Origin of the sequence: Paenibacillus sp. 19GGS1-52, assembly GCF_022369515.1 — a bacterium.
Taxonomy (GTDB): domain Bacteria; phylum Bacillota; class Bacilli; order Paenibacillales; family Paenibacillaceae; genus Paenibacillus_AQ.
Map to the genome: position 1 here is coordinate 3,678,215 of NZ_CP059724.1, position 21,836 is coordinate 3,700,050.

The following is a 21,836-nucleotide window of genomic DNA, read 5'->3' on the forward strand; positions in this document are numbered from 1 at the left end:
CGCCAGTTGATGCATTCGCAGGATGGACAAGAAGCACGGAGTATCGGGAGACATTAAACAAAAGGGCTCGGACCCGTTTCGTTAGAAAAACCGACCTCCACCCCTTAGTTAGATGTGACGAAGGAATGAAAGGGCATAGACCCGTTGAGACATGGGAGTGAAAATCGCTAGGGGCGACATGGAGACGTGCAGGATATGGAACAAACTGGGTGATAGACTCTCACCTTTGTTCCTGCATACCCTTTCAGTTTTTCCAAGCCACCGCCTCCTCTGCTTCCTTCTTATCTCACACTTAGCTAAAGGTGAAATCCTGCGAATGCATGAGCCTGAGTGAGAAAACTAAATTATATTGAGGGAGCTTAAAGAAGAACTGACTTCAATCCTCGAAATGCTATGGGAGAATCCAATGAACCGAAACATCCTTGAAATAGGCCGGCTGGAATCATTGATCATGGACCAGGGCCTAAAGAAAAGAGAGCTTTTTTATGGGGTGAGCAAGGGGATTGTCTCCGGAGAGGATAAAACTTTTGAGTAGTTAAATACAATATCTTCCTACCTCAAGGTTATTAACTATCTACCTAACTACTTAAGTGAGAGGATTGAATGGTATTAGTTATATAGTAAGTTAAAAGTTTCTTTATTCCCTCCCCATTCAATTGTAACTTTTATCGGATCATTTCTGTTTGTTAATGAACAGCTGGAGCAAGAAACAGGTACTTTCATCTTACCATTCTGTTGCCCAAACTCATTTATTTTCGTAGTTTTACTTCCATTTTCTATAACTATACGCTCAACAGAATTACTTTTAAGTTCTGGGCCTTTATAAAAGAATTAGTAAAGTGAAAAATAATTTCTTAACCACAAAAATTCTCCTTTATATCAATGTAAATTTATTCTATTAAAGCCAATATTTACGTTAGTTGATAGGTCAGTCTTGTAAGAACATAGTGTGATCCATCCTTTTGTTGAATTGTGAGAGAATTCTGCTTTAAGGAAATTATTCGATAGGGATATCAACATATCCTGCCCATACAAAAGTAAACAGGTTAATCCCGACTACCTTGTGGAAAGTATGCTTGTTTTAAGTTAAGAATCCATGATGTCTGGGGTAAACCAACTGATTTTCTCCTTACAAATGTGACTACCTTCCTGTTAGTGCCACAATCGAAGGTGAATGCGAAAATAGAGGATTCATTTAGATGTTTATCAAATCGGTAATAGTACCATGTTCTTGTCCATTATCGGCAATGGGATCAAGTTCTTGTCCTGAGCAAAGGACAAGAACTTGATCCCATAAAACAGAAAACCCGCGCTGGGCGCGGGCTCTTATGGGACTAAGTTCTTCTCCACCGACAAAAAAACGCAAAAACAAAGGTTATCTCCCTATCTTACGATAGGTTTCTATTCTCCTTGAAGGTGTTTTAATTTGTCTCACGTTACGGGGTCAGTTCCTAAAGGCAAGAAGATGTTTTCTTTTTTCATTTCTTTGGCCTTACTAAGTTTCAGAATACTATCATTACCCTTTTAGATACACAATATCATCAATGAAATTCTCAATATTACAAATATTATGCACTGGAATTAGCAGTATACAATCATTCTGTTTTAGAATGGTTGAACAAAGAGTTAATCTTGCTATTATTGCGTTCTTCCACATATCATCAAGCCAAGGAAAGCAAAACACTTGTTTCTCATGAGCTAGTCCAATTGCCACCGACGCATTCCAGCGTTCGTTGCTGATATGTTTCATAGATCTATCTAGGCGCGAGGGAGCAAGTTCAAAGGTCTCTATCAGCTTATCAACCGTGTGCAACTCAGATGTTCCCATTTCCAGTTGTTCCCGAACCGTCATACTTTTCTTGAATAATGAAGCATTAGAATGGACTTCGTCTCCAATATACCACCCGTATGATCCCATTTGAATGTTGTCTATTTTATTTCCATCAATCGAAATTTTCCCATAATACCTATTGGCCCTTCCAGACATTAGATAGGAAAGTGCACTTCCTCCCTTCCCCGGATCGCTTACTATAGCATAGGTTTTACCGGGCATAAATTGGTAGGAGAAATGTTCCAACTTATCTTTTCTTGATTCAAAATTAAACATCAATGGTTTGCAAGTAACTGATACATCCTCAAGATCGATCGCAGATATTATCTTCATTATTTAAAAGGGACCTCCTTTACATTTATGATTTTTAGCGGTCCTCTTGCCGATCTGGCAAATTGTTTGTCCTATCGACGGCAAGTGAACTACTGGGAATTTCGAATTCAATTACTGTTTCTAAATACCGTGCACCGGAATTTTTTGCTTGTTGCAATGTTGGCTTGGTAGTCCAAACAAAAACTTGACCCGCTTCTTGCTTTGATCCTGTTAACACTCCATCTGATATAATTTGTTTTGCCTTTGCCTTTGAGGTGACCTGATAATACGTATCCTCATTCAAAAAGCGCCCGACAGTTGCATCATAATACCGTGCACGCAGGTAGTACAGCCCAGTTTCTTCATCGTAAATTTCTCCAGCATACTTGAAGGAGTTTTGGATCCCATCAGTCTGGTTAGTTAAGTTCCCCCACGTATCATAAGCGTAAGAGTTTACGATATTTCTACTGGTATCCACGATTTGTATGACATCACCATGACCATTGTAGAGATAATAATAGTCTTTACTGGTTACTCTATCTTTCTTGACCAACAGACGGTCTCCACGAACGTAATCCGCCGTAACCGTGTTACTTCCGTTCAACTCCGAAACGACTTCCTGTTTCTCATTATAACGGTACTGCTTCACACTCGTTCCGGTTGATTTCTTACAGCGCATGCCATCCGCGCTAATGTCAAACGAGGTCGTAGTATTCCCTTTAGTTGCTGCAACCAGAGTATTAAATAAATCGTATTGAAAACCCATTTCATTCATTCGAGAAGAAATCAAACAAAAAAGCCCTAAGCTGACATATTTCTTGTCAACTTAGGGCGAACTATTATGCCCGTATTACCACCTAATTTCAGATTTCTCTGCACTCTATCAATACTGGATATCTCCTATATTGTTTCCTGAATTTTGCTCCGTTAATTAAATTCCACTATTTTTTATAAGGTAAAAGTCTGTCGATTCTACCATCAGATTTGGTAATTCGGTTGCTTCGCATCCTCTGACTTTAGCCAAATTATAATTCTCCCCAACCTCAATTCCACATTCCTGTTTACCTGTGAAATAATCAGGAGGTACAACAAACTTGGGCTTTATCATATTCAGAGCTGAATAGGTAAGTAATTAAGCTGTAAAACCTATAGGAATGACGCGGCGTTTAACAATGACCCCATTTCGCACAGTGAACTCCACGATGTGGAAAATCGGAGTGCGTGTCCCTTTCAGGAACCCTTGTTTCACTAGAGGAGCTCCGGCTCCTCCAGATAGAACATAACGAGTCCCTTGGAATGTTAAAGTATCGAAGGCGTGTACATGACCGACCAGAACGTGGCGTACCCTCCCACGAATCGTATTAAGAAATCGAGTTAATTGCTCGTTTTGATTGCCAAAGGTCGATTCAGGATCCTTAAAATAGTTCGGGTTTCCCCACTTTCCTATCCTAGGCGGAGCGTGCATTAGGACAAGCGTGTTTTTCATAGATTTAGTTAGTTTCTTTTTCAAGAAGTTCAATTCTGTTGGCGGAAATCCATATATCGGCTGATTATTTTTATCCAGTCCCAATTGCTGTACATTGTTGAGACCGATGATCGTCGTTTTAATTCGAGGAAGGTTGAAACCGAATCGCGTGGGACCAATAAAAGTTCTAAAATTGATTAGAGGTCCGTTAATGCCAGTCCGATCATGATTGCCAGGCACGATGAAAAACGGGATGTCGGATACACCTTTCTTTGGGTCACGAATTAATTGAAGTAGACTTTTCACAGGAACTTTGTCGGTGTAGGTTCCTCCCGTTTTAAATTCTTTGGCCGTCCCCGTAAAAACCGAATCCCCGCTATGCAAAATGAATAACGGTTTTCTTTTCAAGGAGCGAACTGCCGAAAGAGCTAGCCCAAAAATGGTATTACTCGTTTGCCCGTCACCCGCCCAACCGTCACCCATAAAAACAAACGTGAATTCATTCGTATTTTTCAAATTCTGTACGTTGTTTTGTAAGATCTTCCTGGAAGTTCGGAATAACGATGCTGCGGCCGTCTTCTTTCTGGATTCAAGCATCAAATCAATCACTTTCCTTTCATCCGTTTGTGCCCATCATATGAACTGGGGTAAGAAGCGTAACGGCCTCTGCCCATCCCAATAGAGAAACGTCTGAATTTAATTCATAGTCGTAGGGCATGCATACAAGACTTCTTGTGATTGGCCACATACTTATACATTATCAACGATTAAGGAGTGGTGTATTTGGCTACTATCAAAGCGGGAGATTGCGTCGGCATTCTATATTTTACCATGATGGGAGCACCTGCTACTGTCCATGACGGTGTTCTGGTTTCTCCTAAAAGTCTGAATTCGAAAACGTATAATGGACCGGTTACAATACTGCATTACAACATTAACAGAAACACCGGACATCTCTTTCGCCAACTCATTTCGGTTACTCCTATTGAGATTCGTAAAACTCCATTTATAAATAAAGATCAAAAAGGGCGGTGCAGCAATATGCCTTCTTCGCCCGCGATACCAGCCGCTTCATGCGTTGCTATTAAATTCAGAGTTCCGCAGTCACCCGCATTCCCTGCAGGGCGTGAAGTGAAAAACGGCAGGTTGCTTTGTCCGATCAAGAATGGAGACAACCCTCCGAACGAAGTTTGGATCTATCATTGGTTAGTAAAAAATCCAAATAGCGATTCTCCAAGTTTGAAGCTAGAGCTTAAAAAATATACCGGTGTAACCTACGTAGAAAAAGTGAGAGTATTTCCTCTCCCGAACTCCAGAAAACGGGTTGCTCGATTACTAAAGAAATGAATCGGTTGATTTCTGCAATCAGACATGGGTTTGCATTAATGATAATCAAACGCATTCAATGAGTACTATGATCCGGAGGTGGATATCCCATCCTCCGGGTAATTTGCACTTTACTGGACTTGACTCCTTTCAAACTTTCAAGAACTTATGAGAGTTACATTGTTCCACACTTGTCCGTTTGTTGTAGAGTTCCTTCCAGCCTCGGCTTTCCCGGTGTGGTAACGCATAACAGCGTAGGTCTTCTCTGCTGCTGACCTTAACGACCATCCCGTAATTGGAGGACGAACAAGCCGTAATGCCTTTACGTTCCGAGCCGTCTCGTAGTTTTTCAGTTGGTCATAACCCGCATCCAGCATGAAAAACCGGGGGTTGAATCGGTCTACGGTTGGCTTCATGAGTGCAGGCCCCTCCTTGCCATCGTTCACATGAGCGGGTGTAACTTTTAGGCGTAGGTTCTTTTTTCTCGTAGGCGTAAAAGGCTGCGCTGTGGATAGCGACATGCGTTCCGTCGATGATTCCAGCTTCCTGGCACTGAGCCACAAGATCCTCAAACAACTGCTGCGCAAGGCCTTTGTGAGTCAGCTCGGCAAACACACGGCTTAAGCTCCTTTAGATAAAGATAAATCAATTGATGCAGTGAAGAAGCAAGCTGCTAAGTTTGGGAAGACAAGGAATGTATATGCTCAATGGGACAATAGGGGCTTGTATAACGATAAGGAGAGTCCTACAGATCGGGGAGAGGGTACTTTTAGGCAGCTCTATACTGAATGTAGATTCAAGGTACATAATTGATGAAATATAGTTTTTATTGGATTTGATAATAGGGGGAGATTATAAAAATCAAGCAATAGCTAATTATGCTACCGCTTGATTTTTATCATTCGAATATACCATCACGACAGCACCTCATGTTTCAAGTGAGGGACACCCGCCTAACAACGATATAATCCAAGGTCCATTTTCTTTCATTTGCACGACATGTACAGCATAAATGTTGACTCCGTTCTTTATAGATGATGGATGATCTGGCCCACCAAGCTTTCCCCTGGTTACAAACTCCATTTCCAGGTAGATAACCTTGTAATCATAAGCACCTACGTCCTCAGATTCTTTAGCAACGACCTGGGTAATGTCTGTCCATCTCAGTAGTTTTGCGCCAATAACTTCTTTTAAATAGATGTTTCCTTCACTCGCATAATCCGCATATAGTGAATACGTTGAAGTATCGGTTTCAGATCCTTTTAGGTATTTCAATGCTTCGTCATACTGTTGCTGCCCTCTTAATTTGAAAAACTCCCAAGCTACCTCTGCAGCGCCTTCTGTGGGCTCCGTAGTGAAAATATCTAAACCATCTTTGAAAATCACGTATTTTCCGTTCGAGTTTAATCCCTCATGTGGTTGTATTCCGCTAGTTTCATTACTAGAAACTTGTCCCTCGGCGGCTATTTCGTTTGAAGCGCCTTGATTCAATTTTCCACAACCGCTTAAAAGCAGCAGAGATATCGATAGACATAAGAGCCAAATTGATTTCATTTAACTCACCTCACATTAACATTACAAAAAAGGTTGAAGAACAGGCTTCAACCTTTTTAGCTATGCCTGCAATTTGTTGCTACATGATTTTCGTGTAAGAATTCATAGACACTCCTAGGTTTACGTACCACTTGGCGATGATTTGACTCGCCGTCATGCCATTCAGTGCATCTGTACGGGAGGCATTTTGGCCCATTATGCTGCCCGGAGTGGTTTGATTCGCGAGATATCCACTCTCCACCAAGGAGCCAGAAGGTACTCCGTTCGTAACAGTCACTTTGCCAATGGCATAATTGAGCGTGCTCCCAACGGCCAAGTCGCAATTAGGTTGATGAGATCCCGCAGTATACATTTGCGAACTCGTTCTGTTTTTTACAACGGCACCATGTTCAGCATCTTTTTGATGTATAGTATGATACCATCCATAGATTTTAACAGCTAAGGCCCCTGCTTCCAAGGATGCTTGAGCACCCGTGTTGGGAAGTTCTGCTCCTGTTGATGAACGACTCCAAATTGACACCTTGATATTGGTAGGAGGAACGAATACCGTATAATAAACTGAGAGCGGTGAGATCAAACTGTTCGATTGTACTGGTCCCATGTTTGTTGTTAGTGGACTAATACCCGTGGAGGTCCTCTCGTCCGCACCACTTATACAACCCCGAGAAGCCTTGGTATTCAAGGGTTCTTTTTTGTTTTGTCCGGATTTCTCCGGGTTTCGTTTATTGGTCTTCTTTCTCCCCTTTCTCCTGCACTGCCTTTTGCAGCCGTATATCGTCAATTCTGCTCTTGTAGGATATTCCCCACTTCTTCATATCAAGGATGATCTGCTTCAACGTCACTCCGAATTCAGTCAGCGAGTATTCCACTTTAGGGGGCACCTGTTTATAAACTTCGCGGTGAATAATGCCATCCCGTTCAAGCTGGCGGAGCTGCAAAGTAAGCATAAATTGCGTTATTCCCGGATAGAGCCGCCGGAATTCATTGAATCTCTTCGGGCCATCGATAAGATGAAACAGAATGATCGCTTTCCATTTGCCCCCGAGGACATCCAAAGTTGTTTCGACAGGACACACTTCCACTTTCGCTTCGAGCTTGTTTTTGCGATCTCCCATAGCCATGACCCTCCATTAGTATGATTTTTAATACTATATTATAAAATTATGCGTACTTCTCTAAATTCAATATATAGCATAATATAACACTCATACGCCACTTAATAAAGCGTCGTAAGCCAATACAAAGGGAGAGTGGAATCATGTCAAAGAAGGTATTAATCGTTTATGCGCACCCCGAGCCCACTTCGTTAACTAGCCAGTTCGTTGAGACGACTGTGCAAACACTTCAGGAGCAAGGGCACGAAGTCATGTTGTCCGATCTGTACGGAATGGACTGGAAGGCCGTGTTCGATGAGCGCGACTTCCCGGATCGAGCCAATCTAGAACGATTATCCTTTATTAAAGAGTCAGCGCATGCCTATTCGACTGGCCGTCAAACGGCAGACGTCGCATTGGAGCAACAGAAGCTTCTTGCTGCCGACGCAGTGATCTTGCAGTTTCCTCTGTGGTGGTTCAGCATGCCGGCTATTCTCAAGGGTTGGGTAGAACGGGTATTCGCTTTTGGTTTCGCATATGGCTTTAAGGGCGAAGGGAATCGCTATCGCTACGGCGATGGCATTCTAAAGGGGAAGCGGGCTATGCTGTCCGTTGCTGCCGGAGGGCCCGAGAAGGATTATTCTCCGCGAGGAATCAATGGACCGCTGGAACAATTGTTGTTCCCCATTACTCACGGCGTCCTTTACTACCCCGGAATGGATGTGTTGCCTACCCATGCCGTCTACGGAACAGATCGCATGACGGCAGCCGACATAGACGCGGCGATGGCAGCCTGGCGCTTGCGTCTCGAGCGCCTATTCGAGGAGGAGCCCATTCCGTTCCGACATCAGAACGGCGGGGATTATCCGGACAGCCATGTGCTTGCAAGCGACATCGCAATCGGACGGACCGGCTTGACGGCTCACATTGCCGAAGACGCGGCGCCTCTATGACTGGAAGTTGATGGGGAGAGAGTAATGGAACTCGCAGCCGGAAGGCAATGCCCAGAAGGGAGAGGATTATTACTCAGTTGATTCCCCCGTATACTCACTTATAACGTTCCAGTCTGTATAGTAACCGTCCGGATAAGGAAAGGCCATATTCTCGAAGACATAATCTTTAAAAGTTTCATCGCCTGTAGAGTAGTCCATTTCATAAATCGTAAGAGAAGGAACCAGTTGTTCCTTCTCTTTATTGTCTTCGTAATAGAAATTAAGTCCGATAACCTTCTTCTGCTCAACCGCCGAGTATACTTTAGCATTTGTCCTTATTCCCAGTTTGTACAAAAGTCGCATTAAATAATTGAGGAACCGTTACACTCCCATAGTATTACAGTAAGGATCTAGCAATAAAAGATGTTAGATGGTAGAGGCTGGGCACGGTTCTAATGTCATAATCCCATATGTTTCCATTTAACTACAACTATGGGCTGAATTATATGTATTGATTGCAGGTGTATTTGGCTATGCTGGCGGCACTGCCAAGGCGGACAGCAGCGCTGGCTACTTTCATACCTCGGGGAACCGGATCGTAGATTCGGAGGGCAACATCAGCAAGTAAAGTTTCGATATATGTGTTTTTTGATTTTTTATTACTTCGATACACTTATTTTGCTCATTTAGTACGAGATCTTTACTAGTTCATCATCATAGATACTCAAAATAATTAACCTCTTAATTAAAACGCTTTTGTATTTTTTTACAGTTTTCTCAGATGCATCAAATTCAAAATGCGTATCTTTTCTTTCCCAGCCCAAACTTCCCAAAGGTTTGTTTTTCAGATTTGTAACCTCTATGCTTCAACCAAGGTTGTGCTTCATATCGAGCTTGCTCGTATGTCTTGACTTTACCGGTCCCACCAACAGCACAATTATGTACCCAAGCCCAAATTTGTGTCAAATGACCATAATGTAAGGATTTTATGGATTTTTCATTGATACAAATGTTCCTACATAAAAAAGAAAAGCTTGATATAACAAGCTTTTCTCAAATAAGTTATGCAGGTAACCTCCCTTTCCATGCAGCAGATACAAGAAATTGTATTTCTCTTTGGGGTAGTATAACAATCATCTATTAATTCTATTTACAGAATAATCTCTATTGGACGGTTGTCAAATATTTCAAACGGTCCAGGTGTAACATTTTTTTCTGGGCGTAGCTTATGAAAGAAGTCGTGGTCGAAACGGTAAGAAGATCCATCTGGTTCCTCATAGTACATCTCGGCGTGATGGCTTCTGCCGAGAAGATCAGTGGTGACTACCGTAGGAGCTGTAGCACGTATTATTTCAGGGTTATGAACATGCACTTGTACCTTGCAAGTAGCCGGATCGATTTCGATCTCGATCCCGTTGTTGACATAAACCTTTGCATTTGACTCATGGCTACTCGGCACTGCGCCTTTCAAATACAGATTGCCCTGTATCGTAACGGGGAGTGCCATCTTATCGGGTTGAAATGGCTTTCCGGATTCCCTTATAGCCGCAATTTCTTCCTTGGTATAGTCCCACCACCGCTTTTGAAGAGTATTCGGATAATCGTTGTAGCCGCCCAGTCCGACAGGATGAAGGTAACAGCAGGAGTTGTCTGGTACACCGTCCATCACTGCGGCATCGCCGTAATCCATATCTTCCCTTGGGGTTAGCGGGAGGTGTTCGAAAAAGGTCATAGGCAGTGGCTCTTTGCCCGGATCGTTATCACCTATAAATAGGTTATTGTAATACCTGTCGTCGCCGCCCGTGATGTTGCTGTACCCGGCAACCGCTGTCTCATGAGGCATATGGTAGGGAGTATAGCGGGTATGCTCGGGGCGCACTACAAATCTGCCGGCAAACAGATTGTGAACAAACGCACCGCCTTGGGCCATATTGCGGAAATTCATAGGCGATAGGAACAGGTTATGATCCACCATATATGGGCCGTGGCAGACTTCCACAAAGAGATCCTCGGATAGATTGTCATAAAATATATTTCGGCTGATGCGGGTGCCTTGTGCCTGCCAATCCAGCCAAAGTGCCCGGTAGCAGCTGTAGATGACATTCTCGCAAATCTGGGTATCCAGTGAGGCATGGAGTTTGATTCCCCCCACTTCTGCGCCGTGGAAGATCCGCTTGTGGTGAATATTATAAATGCGGTTCTGGTAGATCCGGCTAAAAGCAGCACCTAAATGTCCCACAATTCCAGCCTGTTCACAATCATGAATTACGTTGTTGCGGACAATATGGCTTCCGATATGATCCTTGTGCCAATCCTGGCGCAATGCACGGAAAATAACCTCCTGCTCCCGTTGCGTTCCGCCTTTGCTGCGATTGTCCGAGTATTCGTTCAGTCCAGTAGTTGTTTCTTTGCCTAGGCTGATACCTGTACATTTAGACTCGCTTATCAGGTTATTCTCAATAATCCAGCCTTTACTCCAATGGGGACCTATAAGCCCTTCTTGCAAAGCTGTTGGCGGGGCCCACTGGGGGGATGCCTGCCGGAGAGTAAAGCCCCTGACGGTAATATAGTTGCGTCCGGTCTTCTCAGGCCAGAAGCAATAAGGGCGCACATTGATTTCCACATTCTCTTGGCGGGGGTCCTTGCCACCGAAGTTCGCCCATATGGTGGTGGTAGTTGAGCTTACTTCTGCGTACCATTGCATCAAAGAGTCCTCCGCATATTTGGCCTGCGGCCAAACCTGTGGATTGTGCAGTTTGTTAACGCTATCACATTCATATAGGGATTTTTCGTCAAGATATACATCCCCCAGATGCGGCTCGAACGCACCTTCAAACAACCAATCACCGTGCAATTTAGTCTGATAGGGGTTGCGGATGACAAACAGACTGTTTGGCACCTCCGCTCTCCAGACACCGTCCTGTTCGTCATTCCAGTCAGCCACAGGCTCAGCACCCGTGATAACTACTTCTCCATCCCCGGCAGACTGGTATACAATCCTTAGTTCCTTTGTTCCTCCATTGGCCGGGTTGATCCATTCCCTGTAAACACCGGCATGCACGGTTATGATATCTCCCGGCTCCGCTATAGCCGCAGCGCGGGAAATAGCACGGAAAGGCTGGGCCTCCGTACCCGGCGCTTGATCGCTTCCTTGAATTGCAACATGATATTCCACTAGATAACCACCTTTTCCTTTTATGTCCACAATAATCATTTTAAGTTAACCTTAAATATGTATCTTATTTTCAGATACGGCTACTGCGTGCGGATTAACTCCAGAGCGTCTTCCACGTTATCAACCGCAACGATCGATCTTTCAATCAATCATTTCAATCCCTTGCGGACAAATCATTCATCGTCGACAATACGGATTCCATATATACCAACTCACTCTCCTTCCTGAAAATGATGGACAATCCCAATCATTTTAGATATAAGTTTGGTATATCAAGCACACCACTATAGTTTATTATGCATCACTGAAGTAGCGCCATTGATATATACAGCACTTTTATTGATATATCCAAAGGGGAAGGAGACTATGATGACATACCAACGGGAAGAAGATCGAATCAAGATAATCGTACTGCTATCAGCGCGACCATCAATATCAACTGCATTATTTGCTTGTTCTGGAGAGCAGAAGAATCTGAGTTCTTAACTACATGCTGCTATCTAGGCACACAAAAAAATCAACCCATTAAATGAGTTGATCAATAACCATTCATAATCCCTTGGAAAATCGATGGCTATACATGTTGGCGTGAATATCTTCGTCGTAGAAATTGCTCTTTTCTTTCTAATGCTGTTGTTCGTAATATTTGATGTTAGCAGCTCACAACCATACTGTCACCAGCTTTTTGATACATCATTGCCTTTATTCTCAGTGTTGCTAAACTGTTTTTTGCTATAGTAGCTTAAATCGCAAGTATGGATGGCAGAATCATCCTTCAAGATCTCATAGTTGTATCTAGCACAATCTTCAAACGTTACAAGACTAACCTTTGTTCGATCTCTTTTCAATATTCCTTTCGAAGGACCATCCGAAATGATACTAGCACGATGTACAATCCAATCTATATCTTGCGCTTCTTCAACTAAATATTTAATTACTGCCTCATTGTCCTTATGCTGACCGAGAAGGCCGGCATATCTAGCAAAAATATTCTTTATCATCCAAGTCACAATCGGGAGTCTTTCTTTATATCTACGCGTGAATCCTCCAGCTTGATAAAGGAAACGCTTTACGCCTTGTCGCCGCATAGCTGGGATAAGCCTCTTAGTAAATGGAGTATTGACCAGTCCCTTATTTTGTTCTTGAGCGTTGCCAAGCATACAAATTACAAAATCGACTCCATGTAGCAATTCGTCCATTTTTTCATAATCGGAGATGGAACCTTTGAATAGCTCTAAATTTGTACTTTCTATCTTTATTTTTTCTGGATTCCTAACCAAAGCTCGCACTTTATGACCTTCTTTAAGCGCGATGGAAACAAAATGCTGGCCAGTTCGACCAGTTGCACCAAATACTAAAAATGTCGATTTTATTAATTCCATTCACAAATCCTCCAATGTGGTTTTAGTAATTTTTATTGTTGTTTCGCTAATTTCTACTCAGGCAACATAACCCTACTGTATAAACGAGAATACTAGCCTGATTTCACAATTAATATTATTAATATAAAGTATGGAGTCAACACCATAGCAAGGGGAGGATTTTAAAATGGACGAAGAAGAAGTTTACAATACCACTCAACAAACGACCGAGTTAACAGGATTATCAAAGGATACTTTGCGATATTACGAAAAAATAGGGGTACTCAAACATATAGTAAGGGACATTAACAACTACCGAAAGTATGCTAAAAGAGATATTGATTGGCTTATTTTGGTGAAACACTTGCGGGCGATACGTATGTTCTTTTGAGACTACATTATTGTGTTAGGGGTAATCTTTGTATCACTATACATCTGCCGGTATCCGAAATCAAAAAAACCAGCCATTAGAAATGGCTGGTTTTTTGCAGTTCACATGAATCAATATGGATAGTGCGTCCAATAACCCCGGCTGAAGGCGATCGAGTCGTCATAATCGATATATACGCCGGTGATCCAGCTGTTGCGCAGAATATCGGCCACATAATTATAGAGCGGCACAATGACCGCTTGGCTCATAAGCAACTGCTCCGCCTTGGCGTACAGGTGAACCCGCTTCGTGGAGTCGAAGGTCTGCTCCGCCTGTTTGACGTACTGGTCGTACGTCTTGTTCAACCAGCCCGAATCGTTGTCGGCGCTGTCCGACCGAAAGTAATTCAGAAACGTGGCCGGATCATTGTAATCGGCGGACCAGCCTGCACGAGCAACTTGGAAATTGCCGCTTTGCTGTTTGGCCAAGACGCTCTGCCAACTCTGCGTCTCGACGGTGGCGGTCACGCCCAGCTTTTCCTTCCATTGATTCACAAGCCTTTTCGCCATTACAGCATGAGTATCTCCCTCATTGACAATGATGGAGAACGCCGGCAGCTCGGTCAGACCCTCCTGTTGGAGCCCAGTTTTCAGCAGCGCCTTGGCCTTGCTCAAATTCGCATGATAGTAGGCGCTATCGCTGATCTCCGAACGGAACTGTCCCTTGGAGCCGAAGAGAGTCCAGGGCACGAAGCCGTATGCGGGCATGAGCATCGGCATATCGTTTCGTTCCACAGCCAAGGCTAGCGCTTTTCGGATATTGAGGTTGCTGAAGGGCTTCTGCTTCAGATTGAACTGATAATAGTAGGTGGACGCATAAGGAGCGTAAATAAAGCAGCTCTCCAGCACCATATCCACGTATTTGAAATCAATCGTCACATTGCCGCCGCCGACCCAATCCACCTCTCCATTGACGAAAGCAGCTGTAGCATTCTCTGAATCCGGGCCTGGTGTCAGCAGATCGACCTCGCTCAGACGGATGGACGCAGCATCGTAATAGTAAGAATTTTTGCTCAGCGTGATGGCCAGGATACTCCGGGATTGCAATTGAAAAGGCCCATTGGAAATGCTCGCAACCTGTTGTGCGGACGTTGAGCCTGCAGCCGCCTTGACCGCAGCCTGCGAAACCGGGTAGTAGATCGGCTCAGCCAAGAGTGACGGGAAATAGGCATATTTGCCCTTCAGCGTAACCTGTAGGGTGGTGTCGTTAACTGCCTTTACCCCTACCTTGGCAAAATCCTTCTGCTTGCCGGCATGATAGCTCTCCGCCCCGGCAATGTAATACATTTTGAACAAATTTCCCGGCTCATGCCCCGGAGTAAGCGCCCTTTTCCAGGCATAGACAAAATCGGAGGCTATCAGCTTCTTACCGTTGCTCCACTTGGCATTCGTCCGCAGCTTGAACGTGTACGTCATACCATCTGCTCCGACCTTCCAAGACTGGGCTGCGCCGGGAACTGGCTTTCCGTTCTTGTCCAGCCGAACCAGTCCCTCATACAGCCCTTTGATGATGGTGGCCGCATCCTTATCTCCACTGGCGATATCCATCGGGTCCAGCCGGATCGGCAATTCTTCCATTCCGATTCGCAGCACCTGCTTCTCTGCCGCCGCCGCCGCAGTGCCATCCTTGGGCACCGACCCCACCACCGCCAGCAGAACAACGAACATGGCAATCCAAACTTTCTTCATCCAAACTTCCCCTTAAATATGTATTATTCGTATCCCTTCCATCTTAACATAAACGGTAATATTTACCTTGTGAGAATTACCAAAACTTTCCGCCCGACGCTTCAATGCGCTGAGCGTTGACCCAACCGAACTCCGGCATGTACATGGGCACGCCGAGTGATTTTCACATGGTTCTCTGTTGCTCTAGACACTTGAATTCGAAACATCCTTAAACCTTCTATCTCATAATGAAAGTCTATCCGATTCTTACTTGTATGGCCTTGAGTCAATAGTAAAAATGCTAGAGTAATTGTATGATTGATTTATACTGAAGACTATCACCTATTACTTGCAAGGAGGCCATTCATGGACATCCCCAGAGGCACCTACGGTTTTAGATTCGCTGAAGAAAAGGAGTTGCAATTGTGCGTGTTATTTGCGGTCGGTTATGATTCCATCACCGATCCCTCATACCGCTGGGACGGTCTGGATCGCAATGACGGCCCTCTTCTGTTGTTCCAATATACCATCTCCGGCGAAGGCGTGTTTGAGTCTGGGAACCGGACTCACCGACTTACAGCCGGACAGGCTTTCCTCGCTGAAATTCCCGGACCTCACCGCTATTACTACCACCCGGAATCACAAGAACCTTGGGAATTTCTATTCTTGCTGTTCCGGCCCAACCTGATTCTACCCCATTGGCGCAAATTCCTGCGTGAAGCGGGGGAAGTTCCCCATTTGCCCGCAGACTGTGCGCCAGTTCGGCTGTCACGGATGATTGTGGTCGATGCGGGAGCAGGCAGAATCTCCGACCCGCTGATTGCGTCGTCTTGCGTCTATCAGTTCGTGACCGAACTGGCCAGAATGCAGGTAACCAGTCTGCAGGACAGGGACAACTGGTCGGAAAACATAAGGCGCTCAGCCGAATTTATAGAAAACAACTATTCACGGATGATCAGTATCGACCAGCTTTCCGAACATGTCTCCCTCTCCAAATACCATCTGATTCGCCGGTTTTCGTCCAGCACGGGCCTGACACCCGGTGCTTATCTGACCCGCGTGCGCACTGAGAAGGCTATGGAACTGCTTCGGGGAACCGCCCTTAGCATTGAGACTATCGCCGAACGGGTTGGATATTCCAGCGGGAGTTATTTCATTAAGGCGTTCCGCAGTTTGACCGGGCTTACACCGGGTGAATTCCGCAGTGGAGGCGAAAGCCTTACTTACCGTAGGTTGTTCTTCGATTAACCGCAATATTATGCTATCCGCCTTGTAAGATTACTGTAGATATTGCTAAACTCCTTTATTATGATGAACATGACAAGAGCAATAATACAACAATAAAGGAGCCTTACAATGAATCATAAGCTTACAGTACCTACCCCACCGCTTGGCTGGAACAGCTGGGACTGCTACGGAGCAGCCGTAATAGAAGACGAAATCCGGGGCAATGCTCAGTACATGGCGGAGCATCTCAAAGCCTTCGGCTGGACTTACATTACCGTCGATATTCAATGGTACGAGCCCTATGCCAATTCCTCACAGTACCATCCATTCGTTCCGCTCGTGATGGATGAACATTCCCGGTTGATGCCTGCCGAGAACCGATTCCCTTCCGCAGCGGGAGGCCAAGGGTTCAAACCGTTAGCCGACTATGTCCATAGTCTTGGACTGCAATTCGGCATTCATATCATGCGCGGAATTCCGCGGCAGGCTGCTCATGCGGCCACCCCCATCTTAGGTACAACTGCAACCGCACGCAACATTGCGCATACGAACTCTATCTGTCCATGGAATACGGATATGTATGGTGTGGACGCCTCAAAAGAAGGGGCTCAGGCCTATTACGATTCTCTCTTTGAACTTTATGCTCAGTGGGGTGTCGATCTGGTGAAGGTGGACGACATCGCCGCTTCCAAACTGTACGACACCCATCAACCAGAGATCGCCCTGATCTCCCAGGCGATCGAGCGCTGCGGACGGCCCATGGTGTTGAGCCTCTCACCAGGTCCCGCACCGGTGGAATATGCGGAGTTCTTCACCGGACATGCCAACATGTGGCGGATTACGGACGACTTCTGGGACCTATGGCCGTTGCTGCTGGATATGTTCGACCGCTGCCGGAAATGGCAGGGTATTCCGCAGGCCGGCTGTTGGCCGGACTGCGACATGCTGCCGCTCGGGCACATCGGCATCCGCTCGGTGGATGGCGGCGGGGAGGACCGTTGGACCCGGTTCACGCGCGATGAGCAGTTGACGATGATGTCGCTCTGGAGCATCTTCCGCTCGCCACTTATCTTCGGCGGTGAACTGCGGGACAACGATGACTGGACGCTGTCGCTGCTTACCAACCGTGAAGTTCTACGCATGCACCGGGAGAGCCATGGAGCCAGAGAAGCCTTATGTAAAGATGATCATATCGTCTGGACAGCCGAACACACCGATGGCACACGCTATGCTGCCGTATTCAACGTCGGCGAGAGCCCGCTGCAGTTGGAACTGGCCCTTGAACAAATCGGCCTGAGCGGCGCCTCCGCCGGTACCGAGCTGTGGAGTGGAACGCCAGCCGAGCTTGCAGCAGATGTGCTGCGGACCACAGTGCCGCCGCACGGCGTGCGGCTCTATAGCTTCATGTAAGTAAAAGCCGGTTCTCCAGATCCATCTGGGAAACCGGCTTTCTTTTTAGGCAAATGATCAGGTACAAGCAAACTCCCGCACCGGATTTAACCGGCACGGGAATACAAATACAGGGGGCTTATCTGTAAGGGAATACCATCTTCTCGGCATTACCAACTTCATAGGCTACCGCTTCGTCATAACCAAGACCTTTGGATTTCGTGATCATCTGTTCCCTGAGCTTATTGTATTCATCATCATTTTTGGCAAAAATCATTTTCCAGGAGTACTCCTTGATAATCTTGCCGATTCCCTCAATCTTCTGCTGCAACTGGGCAGGCACGGTAACCGGAGTTTCTGTCGTAAAGAACGGCTTCGAGACCTCAATCATGTTGTTCTTTACAAAATAGTCTTTCGCCGTCATAACTCCCGTAGCTTCACGCCAGCTCTTCGTGACTGGGTCCGGATCATGGTTCAGTGTTGAAGGCCAGAGGTTGTAGTCATACGTTTCCCTAGTATCCGGGTTGATATTGGTCAGCTTCAGGGTCGTATTATTGATTTGATTCGTACCGTCCTTGAAAGTGCCTCCGCCGTATTCTGCCGGTACCGGTTCGGCATTCGCAGGCAGCGCCTTCCAGCCAAATTCGGTTACGAACGGCTTCCCGCTCTCGTCAATATCCCATGCTAATCCCTTAGGACCATAATTGGATTCCATAACCCCTTCCGGAGAGTAGAGCCAGCTCAGGAATTCCATGATACGCTCAGGTTCTATGGCTTTTGCACCAATCGCCCACACCCGGTTGCCGCCGTAAGGGCTCTGCCCGTAAGAGGTAATCTTCTCATCGGCAAAAGGCACCAAAGCAAAACCTTTGCCCTCAGCTGTACGTTCAGGGGTATTGTAAACGTTATCAACCCAAGGGAAGTGTGAGAATAGAACTTGACCGTCCTTAATCTTGTTGGACACATCCGAGAATTTCTGTGTTAAGGAATCGGGATCAAGCAGGCCCATTTGATTCGCATCGTAATAGAATTTCAGACCTTGAAGGTAATAGTGGAATTCAAATAAAAGATCTCCCTATAAGATGATTTTTTGTTTCACCTCCTACATCGTCTGGCTCATAGAGGTGTGAACAACGTTAGTATATACACCATGATCGTTTTATTTTCCACTAGCGCATCAAGCTGTTCAATGATTTCAACGGTCTCGGATATTTTATTGGGAGAAAAGATCGGTACACGAATTATTAGGAATTGCTGTCCGTTCCACCGGATAATCTCTGATTGTACTAGAGTCTCCGAACTTCTAATGGAGTGCCGGTTAGCGTACGCCCCAAAGAGATACTTGCCGACGGAATATCCATGGGCTACTTTATTAAAATAGATCTGTTTAATTACCGGATTCTCTTTGAATAACTTTGTAATATATTCTTAAATAGCTGTCAGTCATCTTTTTATTGGTGAAGCGTTTATGAACATACTCTCTCAATATGTGCGGCGAAGGATATTTCTTCTGTCGAACCTTAACTGCCATCTCACTCACAGACTTACAAATCAGATTGGGAAATCCGGATAATACTTCCGGGACTGCACCATTTCTGAGTGCCAGCACCGGAGTACCGCAAACTAAACTTTCAACCATGACCAGACCGAATGGTTCTTCCCATAATGTCGGGAATAGCACACATTCCGCATGTTTGATTAACTGTTGCTTTACTTTCCCACCCACAGGTCCAACATAATGGATATTGGGATTTTTCCGGATGCGCGGCTTAACCTCTCTCTGGAAAAATTTGGAGGATTTTACGGGGCCAGCGATAATCAGTGTCTTACCAGTCTTTTCGGCAACTTGTATGGCTTGCAAAACACCCTTATTCCGAATAATCCTACCTATATACAACAGATATAAATGTTTCTTTGTGCTAAATTCATATTCATGCGTATTAATCCCATTGTAAACGTAGAAGCCTTTGTTGTTCCCCATCAGATGACGTGCACGTTTACTTACGTATACAGGATATTTAATCCGTCGCTTGACTGGAATGTGCACAGTGCATACCGTTGGGATTTTAGGATTAGTTACGCCGAGCGCAGAACGGAATGTATGGTCATGGATAATGTCAACTCGCTTAGGTAAATTTTTCAGCACAAATCTTGCTATGCTTTCGTGGCGGAGCCCCTTAGGATAAGTGATAAGCTTTGCCTTGCTCCTACTCCCTTGAGCTGCAAATAAATAGACCTTATGCCCTCGTCTAACCAGTTCTTCCGTAAGCTCATAAACTATTTTTTCAGTCCCTCCTTTGATGGAAGGCAACGGCTGTGCCTTTGGATAGTTCGAAATCACTTGTACGATTGTTAATTTTGTACTTATTGGAAGTTTAATGGACTTTTTCATGGAAACGAGATCCCCTCCAGCTTATACTTTTAGCATATTGGGTTAATAGAATTGGCAGTCGGATACGAAACTGGAGAGGTGCATTGTAGGACACAAAAGCACGTTCCAGGTCGCTCTAACGTAATGTTAAGCGGCTACGGTTTGTACTGAACTTAATACGGCATCCAAAGTAAGATTCAAGCGCTTTAAACTCACCAGCAGAGCACAAGAATTCGACCGAGTGTGCTTGTAAAGAATACGCGTTCCTCGCCGCACCATCTTGAGTAAAGAAGCGATTATTATTCCTACGAGCATGGGTGACTCCGACTATTCACTATATAACTATTCTAATTCAATTGTGCAAAGCTCATTCTTTTCAGTGATATGAAATCGTTCAGGGATACACAGTTGTTTGTAACGGCAATGAGACTCCTGCAAAAAATACTTCTTAATGGATGCGCTCTACGACTCATTGAATTGCTAAGCCGACCGGAGGACATTCAGTTCCTTGCTCCAATGTTCACAAAGGGAATTCTTTATATCCTTCTGAAGGATCAGAGTTTTTATTTTCAGAACAAATTATTAGTGTGTATAATAAACGTTACTTGTCCATAAGGATGTTTCATAGATGTCATAATACATAGGAGCTGTAGCTAAATGGTGAGGATGCAAGATGAATATGCGATGACAAAGGTGTCCAGTAATTCTGAGGGATCACTTGATGCAGAAACAGCCAAGCTGGCACGTCTGATCTCTGCCCTTACTCCTCATGACGGCACCTTTAAACAGCGTATACCCGGTTTGTATGTTAGCCGCTATTCAAAAATAGATATAGATACCATACAAACCTTCTATTCCACCTCTCTGTTAATAGTCGCGCAAGGGGCAAAAAAAATCACGATTGGGCAGGATATTTTTCAGTTTGACAAGTCGCGTATGATCTTGTTGCCCGTTGCACTGCCGGCAGCTATGCAGCTCATACAAGCCAGCTCATCTGAGCCATATCTTAGTATTAAACTTGAGCTTGATCCGCAGAGGATTAGCGATTGGGTCTTGAAACTGTATCCTGGGGGGCTGCCTCCCGTACGTCAGATGAACAAAGGTTACATCGCTGCTACCAATCTCAGTATCATTAACGCTGTGGCGAGATTGGTAGAGTGTCTGCAAAATCCTGATGATGCTGAATTGCTGGCCCCACTTGTGGTAGATGAGATTCTGATCCGGATTCTACGCAGTCCGATCGGTGCTCAGGTTGTTGAAATGGGCTTTGCGGAGTCGGATGTACAGCGGGTGGCGAAGGTGATTGCCTGGCTGCGCGACAACTTCTCCCAGCAGATCAAAATTGCTGAGTTGGCAGAGCTGGTTCATATGAGTACATCTTCCTTTCATGTGCATTTCAAGTCTGTTACCTCAATGAGCCCGCTGCAATATCAAAAAGCGCTGCGCCTTCACGAAGCCAGACGTCTGATGTTAGCCAGTCCCATGGACGCGACCACTGCCTGTCGGCTTGTCGGATATGTGAGCGATTCCCAATTCAGCCGGGATTATAGCCGGTTCTTCGGAAGTCCGCCAAGTAGAGACATCGCTAGATTACGTCAGCAAACACAAATAACCGACTGATCTAAATCCTTACATGAATCCCCGCAGCCGCATGGCTTGCGGGTTTTCGTGCGACCACTGCGTTTCTGTAGGATTGGGCAAT

21 protein-coding genes and 1 pseudogene are annotated in these 21,836 nt (G+C 45.1%); 8 read left to right on the plus strand and 14 right to left on the minus strand.

All coding sequences use genetic code 11. The features are described from left to right. Nucleotides 1-406: 406 nt before the first annotated feature. Nucleotides 407-535 (plus strand): hypothetical protein, encoded by a 129-nt coding sequence (locus H1230_RS31415; RefSeq protein ID WP_275590891.1) that lies wholly within the window; start codon nucleotides 407-409, stop codon nucleotides 533-535. Nucleotides 536-1,195: 660 nt separating this feature from the next. Here the strand turns inward: H1230_RS31415 and H1230_RS17185 are convergent. The 4 genes from H1230_RS17185 to H1230_RS17200 all read right to left on the minus strand — a co-directional run bounded on the left by H1230_RS17185 (nucleotide 1,196) and on the right by H1230_RS17200 (nucleotide 4,217). Next, nucleotides 1,196-1,372 (minus strand): hypothetical protein, encoded by a 177-nt coding sequence (locus tag H1230_RS17185; RefSeq protein ID WP_239711014.1) that lies wholly within the window; start codon nucleotides 1,370-1,372, stop codon nucleotides 1,196-1,198. A 144-nt stretch (nucleotides 1,373-1,516) separates the two neighbouring features. Next, nucleotides 1,517-2,164, minus strand: coding sequence for an ATP-binding cassette domain-containing protein (locus H1230_RS17190; protein ID WP_239711016.1), 648 nt, complete (start codon nucleotides 2,162-2,164; stop codon nucleotides 1,517-1,519). 34 nt (nucleotides 2,165-2,198) lie between these two features. Next, nucleotides 2,199-2,933, minus strand: a complete 735-nt coding sequence (locus H1230_RS17195) for an RHS repeat-associated core domain-containing protein (RefSeq protein ID WP_239711018.1) — start codon at nucleotides 2,931-2,933, stop codon at nucleotides 2,199-2,201. Nucleotides 2,934-3,275: 342 nt separating this feature from the next. Then, nucleotides 3,276-4,217 (minus strand): metallophosphoesterase family protein, encoded by a 942-nt coding sequence (locus tag H1230_RS17200; protein ID WP_239711020.1) that lies wholly within the window; start codon nucleotides 4,215-4,217, stop codon nucleotides 3,276-3,278. 174 nt (nucleotides 4,218-4,391) lie between these two features. On the opposite strand from H1230_RS17200, the gene H1230_RS17205 reads away from it, so the two are divergent. Beyond that, a complete protein-coding gene (locus tag H1230_RS17205) occupies nucleotides 4,392-4,955 on the plus strand; it encodes a hypothetical protein (RefSeq protein WP_239711022.1) in 564 nt (187 codons plus the stop codon). A gap of 150 nt (nucleotides 4,956-5,105) precedes the next feature. On the opposite strand, the pseudogene H1230_RS31725 reads toward H1230_RS17205, so the two are convergent. The 4 genes and pseudogenes from H1230_RS31725 to H1230_RS17225 all read right to left on the minus strand — a co-directional run. Continuing rightward, a pseudogene (locus tag H1230_RS31725) lies at nucleotides 5,106-5,561 on the minus strand (transposase); the annotation flags it as partial. A gap of 300 nt (nucleotides 5,562-5,861) precedes the next feature. Next, the gene (locus H1230_RS17215) at nucleotides 5,862-6,488 is read right to left on the minus strand and encodes a hypothetical protein (RefSeq protein ID WP_239711025.1); all 627 of its coding nucleotides are present in this window, start codon (nucleotides 6,486-6,488) and stop codon (nucleotides 5,862-5,864) included. A gap of 79 nt (nucleotides 6,489-6,567) precedes the next feature. Continuing rightward, nucleotides 6,568-6,840 carry a hypothetical protein gene (locus H1230_RS17220; RefSeq protein ID WP_239711028.1) on the minus strand — a complete coding sequence of 91 codons (273 nt, stop codon included), beginning with the start codon at nucleotides 6,838-6,840 and terminating at the stop codon, nucleotides 6,568-6,570. Nucleotides 6,841-7,210: 370 nt separating this feature from the next. Further along, on the minus strand, nucleotides 7,211-7,603 hold the full coding sequence (locus tag H1230_RS17225) for a winged helix-turn-helix transcriptional regulator (protein ID WP_239711029.1): 393 nt from the start codon (nucleotides 7,601-7,603) through the stop codon (nucleotides 7,211-7,213). Nucleotides 7,604-7,746: 143 nt separating this feature from the next. Here H1230_RS17225 and H1230_RS17230 point away from each other — a divergent pair, with 143 nt between their 5' ends. Continuing rightward, nucleotides 7,747-8,535: an NAD(P)H-dependent oxidoreductase gene (locus H1230_RS17230; protein ID WP_239711031.1), complete on the plus strand. Its 789-nt coding sequence runs from the start codon at nucleotides 7,747-7,749 to the stop codon at nucleotides 8,533-8,535. Between the two features lie 69 nt (nucleotides 8,536-8,604). On the opposite strand, the gene H1230_RS17235 is transcribed toward H1230_RS17230, so the two are convergent. The 3 genes from H1230_RS17235 to H1230_RS17245 form a co-directional block, all read right to left on the minus strand. Next, a complete protein-coding gene (locus H1230_RS17235) occupies nucleotides 8,605-8,877 on the minus strand; it encodes a hypothetical protein (RefSeq protein WP_239711033.1) in 273 nt (90 codons plus the stop codon). A 787-nt stretch (nucleotides 8,878-9,664) separates the two neighbouring features. Continuing rightward, a complete protein-coding gene (locus tag H1230_RS17240) occupies nucleotides 9,665-11,689 on the minus strand; it encodes a right-handed parallel beta-helix repeat-containing protein (RefSeq protein WP_239711035.1) in 2,025 nt (674 codons plus the stop codon). A gap of 674 nt (nucleotides 11,690-12,363) precedes the next feature. After that, the gene (locus H1230_RS17245; protein ID WP_239711037.1) at nucleotides 12,364-13,071 is read right to left on the minus strand and encodes an NAD(P)-dependent oxidoreductase; all 708 of its coding nucleotides are present in this window, start codon (nucleotides 13,069-13,071) and stop codon (nucleotides 12,364-12,366) included. A 166-nt stretch (nucleotides 13,072-13,237) separates the two neighbouring features. Here H1230_RS17245 and H1230_RS17250 point away from each other — a divergent pair, with 166 nt between their 5' ends. Beyond that, nucleotides 13,238-13,441 (plus strand): MerR family DNA-binding transcriptional regulator, encoded by a 204-nt coding sequence (locus H1230_RS17250; RefSeq protein ID WP_239711038.1) that lies wholly within the window; start codon nucleotides 13,238-13,240, stop codon nucleotides 13,439-13,441. Nucleotides 13,442-13,551: 110 nt separating this feature from the next. On the opposite strand, the gene H1230_RS17255 is transcribed toward H1230_RS17250, so the two are convergent. Next, entirely contained in the window at nucleotides 13,552-15,168 is a 1,617-nt protein-coding gene (locus H1230_RS17255; RefSeq protein WP_239711040.1) for a peptide ABC transporter substrate-binding protein, read from the minus strand. Between the two features lie 345 nt (nucleotides 15,169-15,513). Here H1230_RS17255 and H1230_RS17260 point away from each other — a divergent pair, with 345 nt between their 5' ends. Both H1230_RS17260 and H1230_RS17265 read left to right on the plus strand, forming a co-directional pair. Further along, the gene (locus H1230_RS17260; protein WP_239711042.1) at nucleotides 15,514-16,395 is read left to right on the plus strand and encodes a helix-turn-helix domain-containing protein; all 882 of its coding nucleotides are present in this window, start codon (nucleotides 15,514-15,516) and stop codon (nucleotides 16,393-16,395) included. A 108-nt stretch (nucleotides 16,396-16,503) separates the two neighbouring features. Beyond that, nucleotides 16,504-17,784: a glycoside hydrolase family 27 protein gene (locus H1230_RS17265; RefSeq protein ID WP_239711044.1), complete on the plus strand. Its 1,281-nt coding sequence runs from the start codon at nucleotides 16,504-16,506 to the stop codon at nucleotides 17,782-17,784. A 118-nt stretch (nucleotides 17,785-17,902) separates the two neighbouring features. Here H1230_RS17265 and H1230_RS17270 read toward each other — a convergent pair whose 3' ends face one another. Continuing rightward, nucleotides 17,903-18,772 (minus strand): type 2 periplasmic-binding domain-containing protein, encoded by an 870-nt coding sequence (locus H1230_RS17270; protein ID WP_239711045.1) that lies wholly within the window; start codon nucleotides 18,770-18,772, stop codon nucleotides 17,903-17,905. A 378-nt stretch (nucleotides 18,773-19,150) separates the two neighbouring features. After that, entirely contained in the window at nucleotides 19,151-20,155 is a 1,005-nt protein-coding gene (locus H1230_RS17275) for a glycosyltransferase (RefSeq protein ID WP_239711048.1), read from the minus strand. A 402-nt stretch (nucleotides 20,156-20,557) separates the two neighbouring features. On the opposite strand from H1230_RS17275, the gene H1230_RS31730 reads away from it, so the two are divergent. Together H1230_RS31730 and H1230_RS17280 are read left to right on the plus strand one after the other, a co-directional pair. Next, nucleotides 20,558-20,749 carry an AraC family transcriptional regulator N-terminal domain-containing protein gene (locus tag H1230_RS31730; RefSeq protein ID WP_481857179.1) on the plus strand — a complete coding sequence of 64 codons (192 nt, stop codon included), beginning with the start codon at nucleotides 20,558-20,560 and terminating at the stop codon, nucleotides 20,747-20,749. Nucleotides 20,750-20,791: 42 nt separating this feature from the next. Next, nucleotides 20,792-21,754, plus strand: a complete 963-nt coding sequence (locus tag H1230_RS17280; protein WP_239711051.1) for an AraC family transcriptional regulator — start codon at nucleotides 20,792-20,794, stop codon at nucleotides 21,752-21,754. Nucleotides 21,755-21,836: the final 82 nt, after the last annotated feature.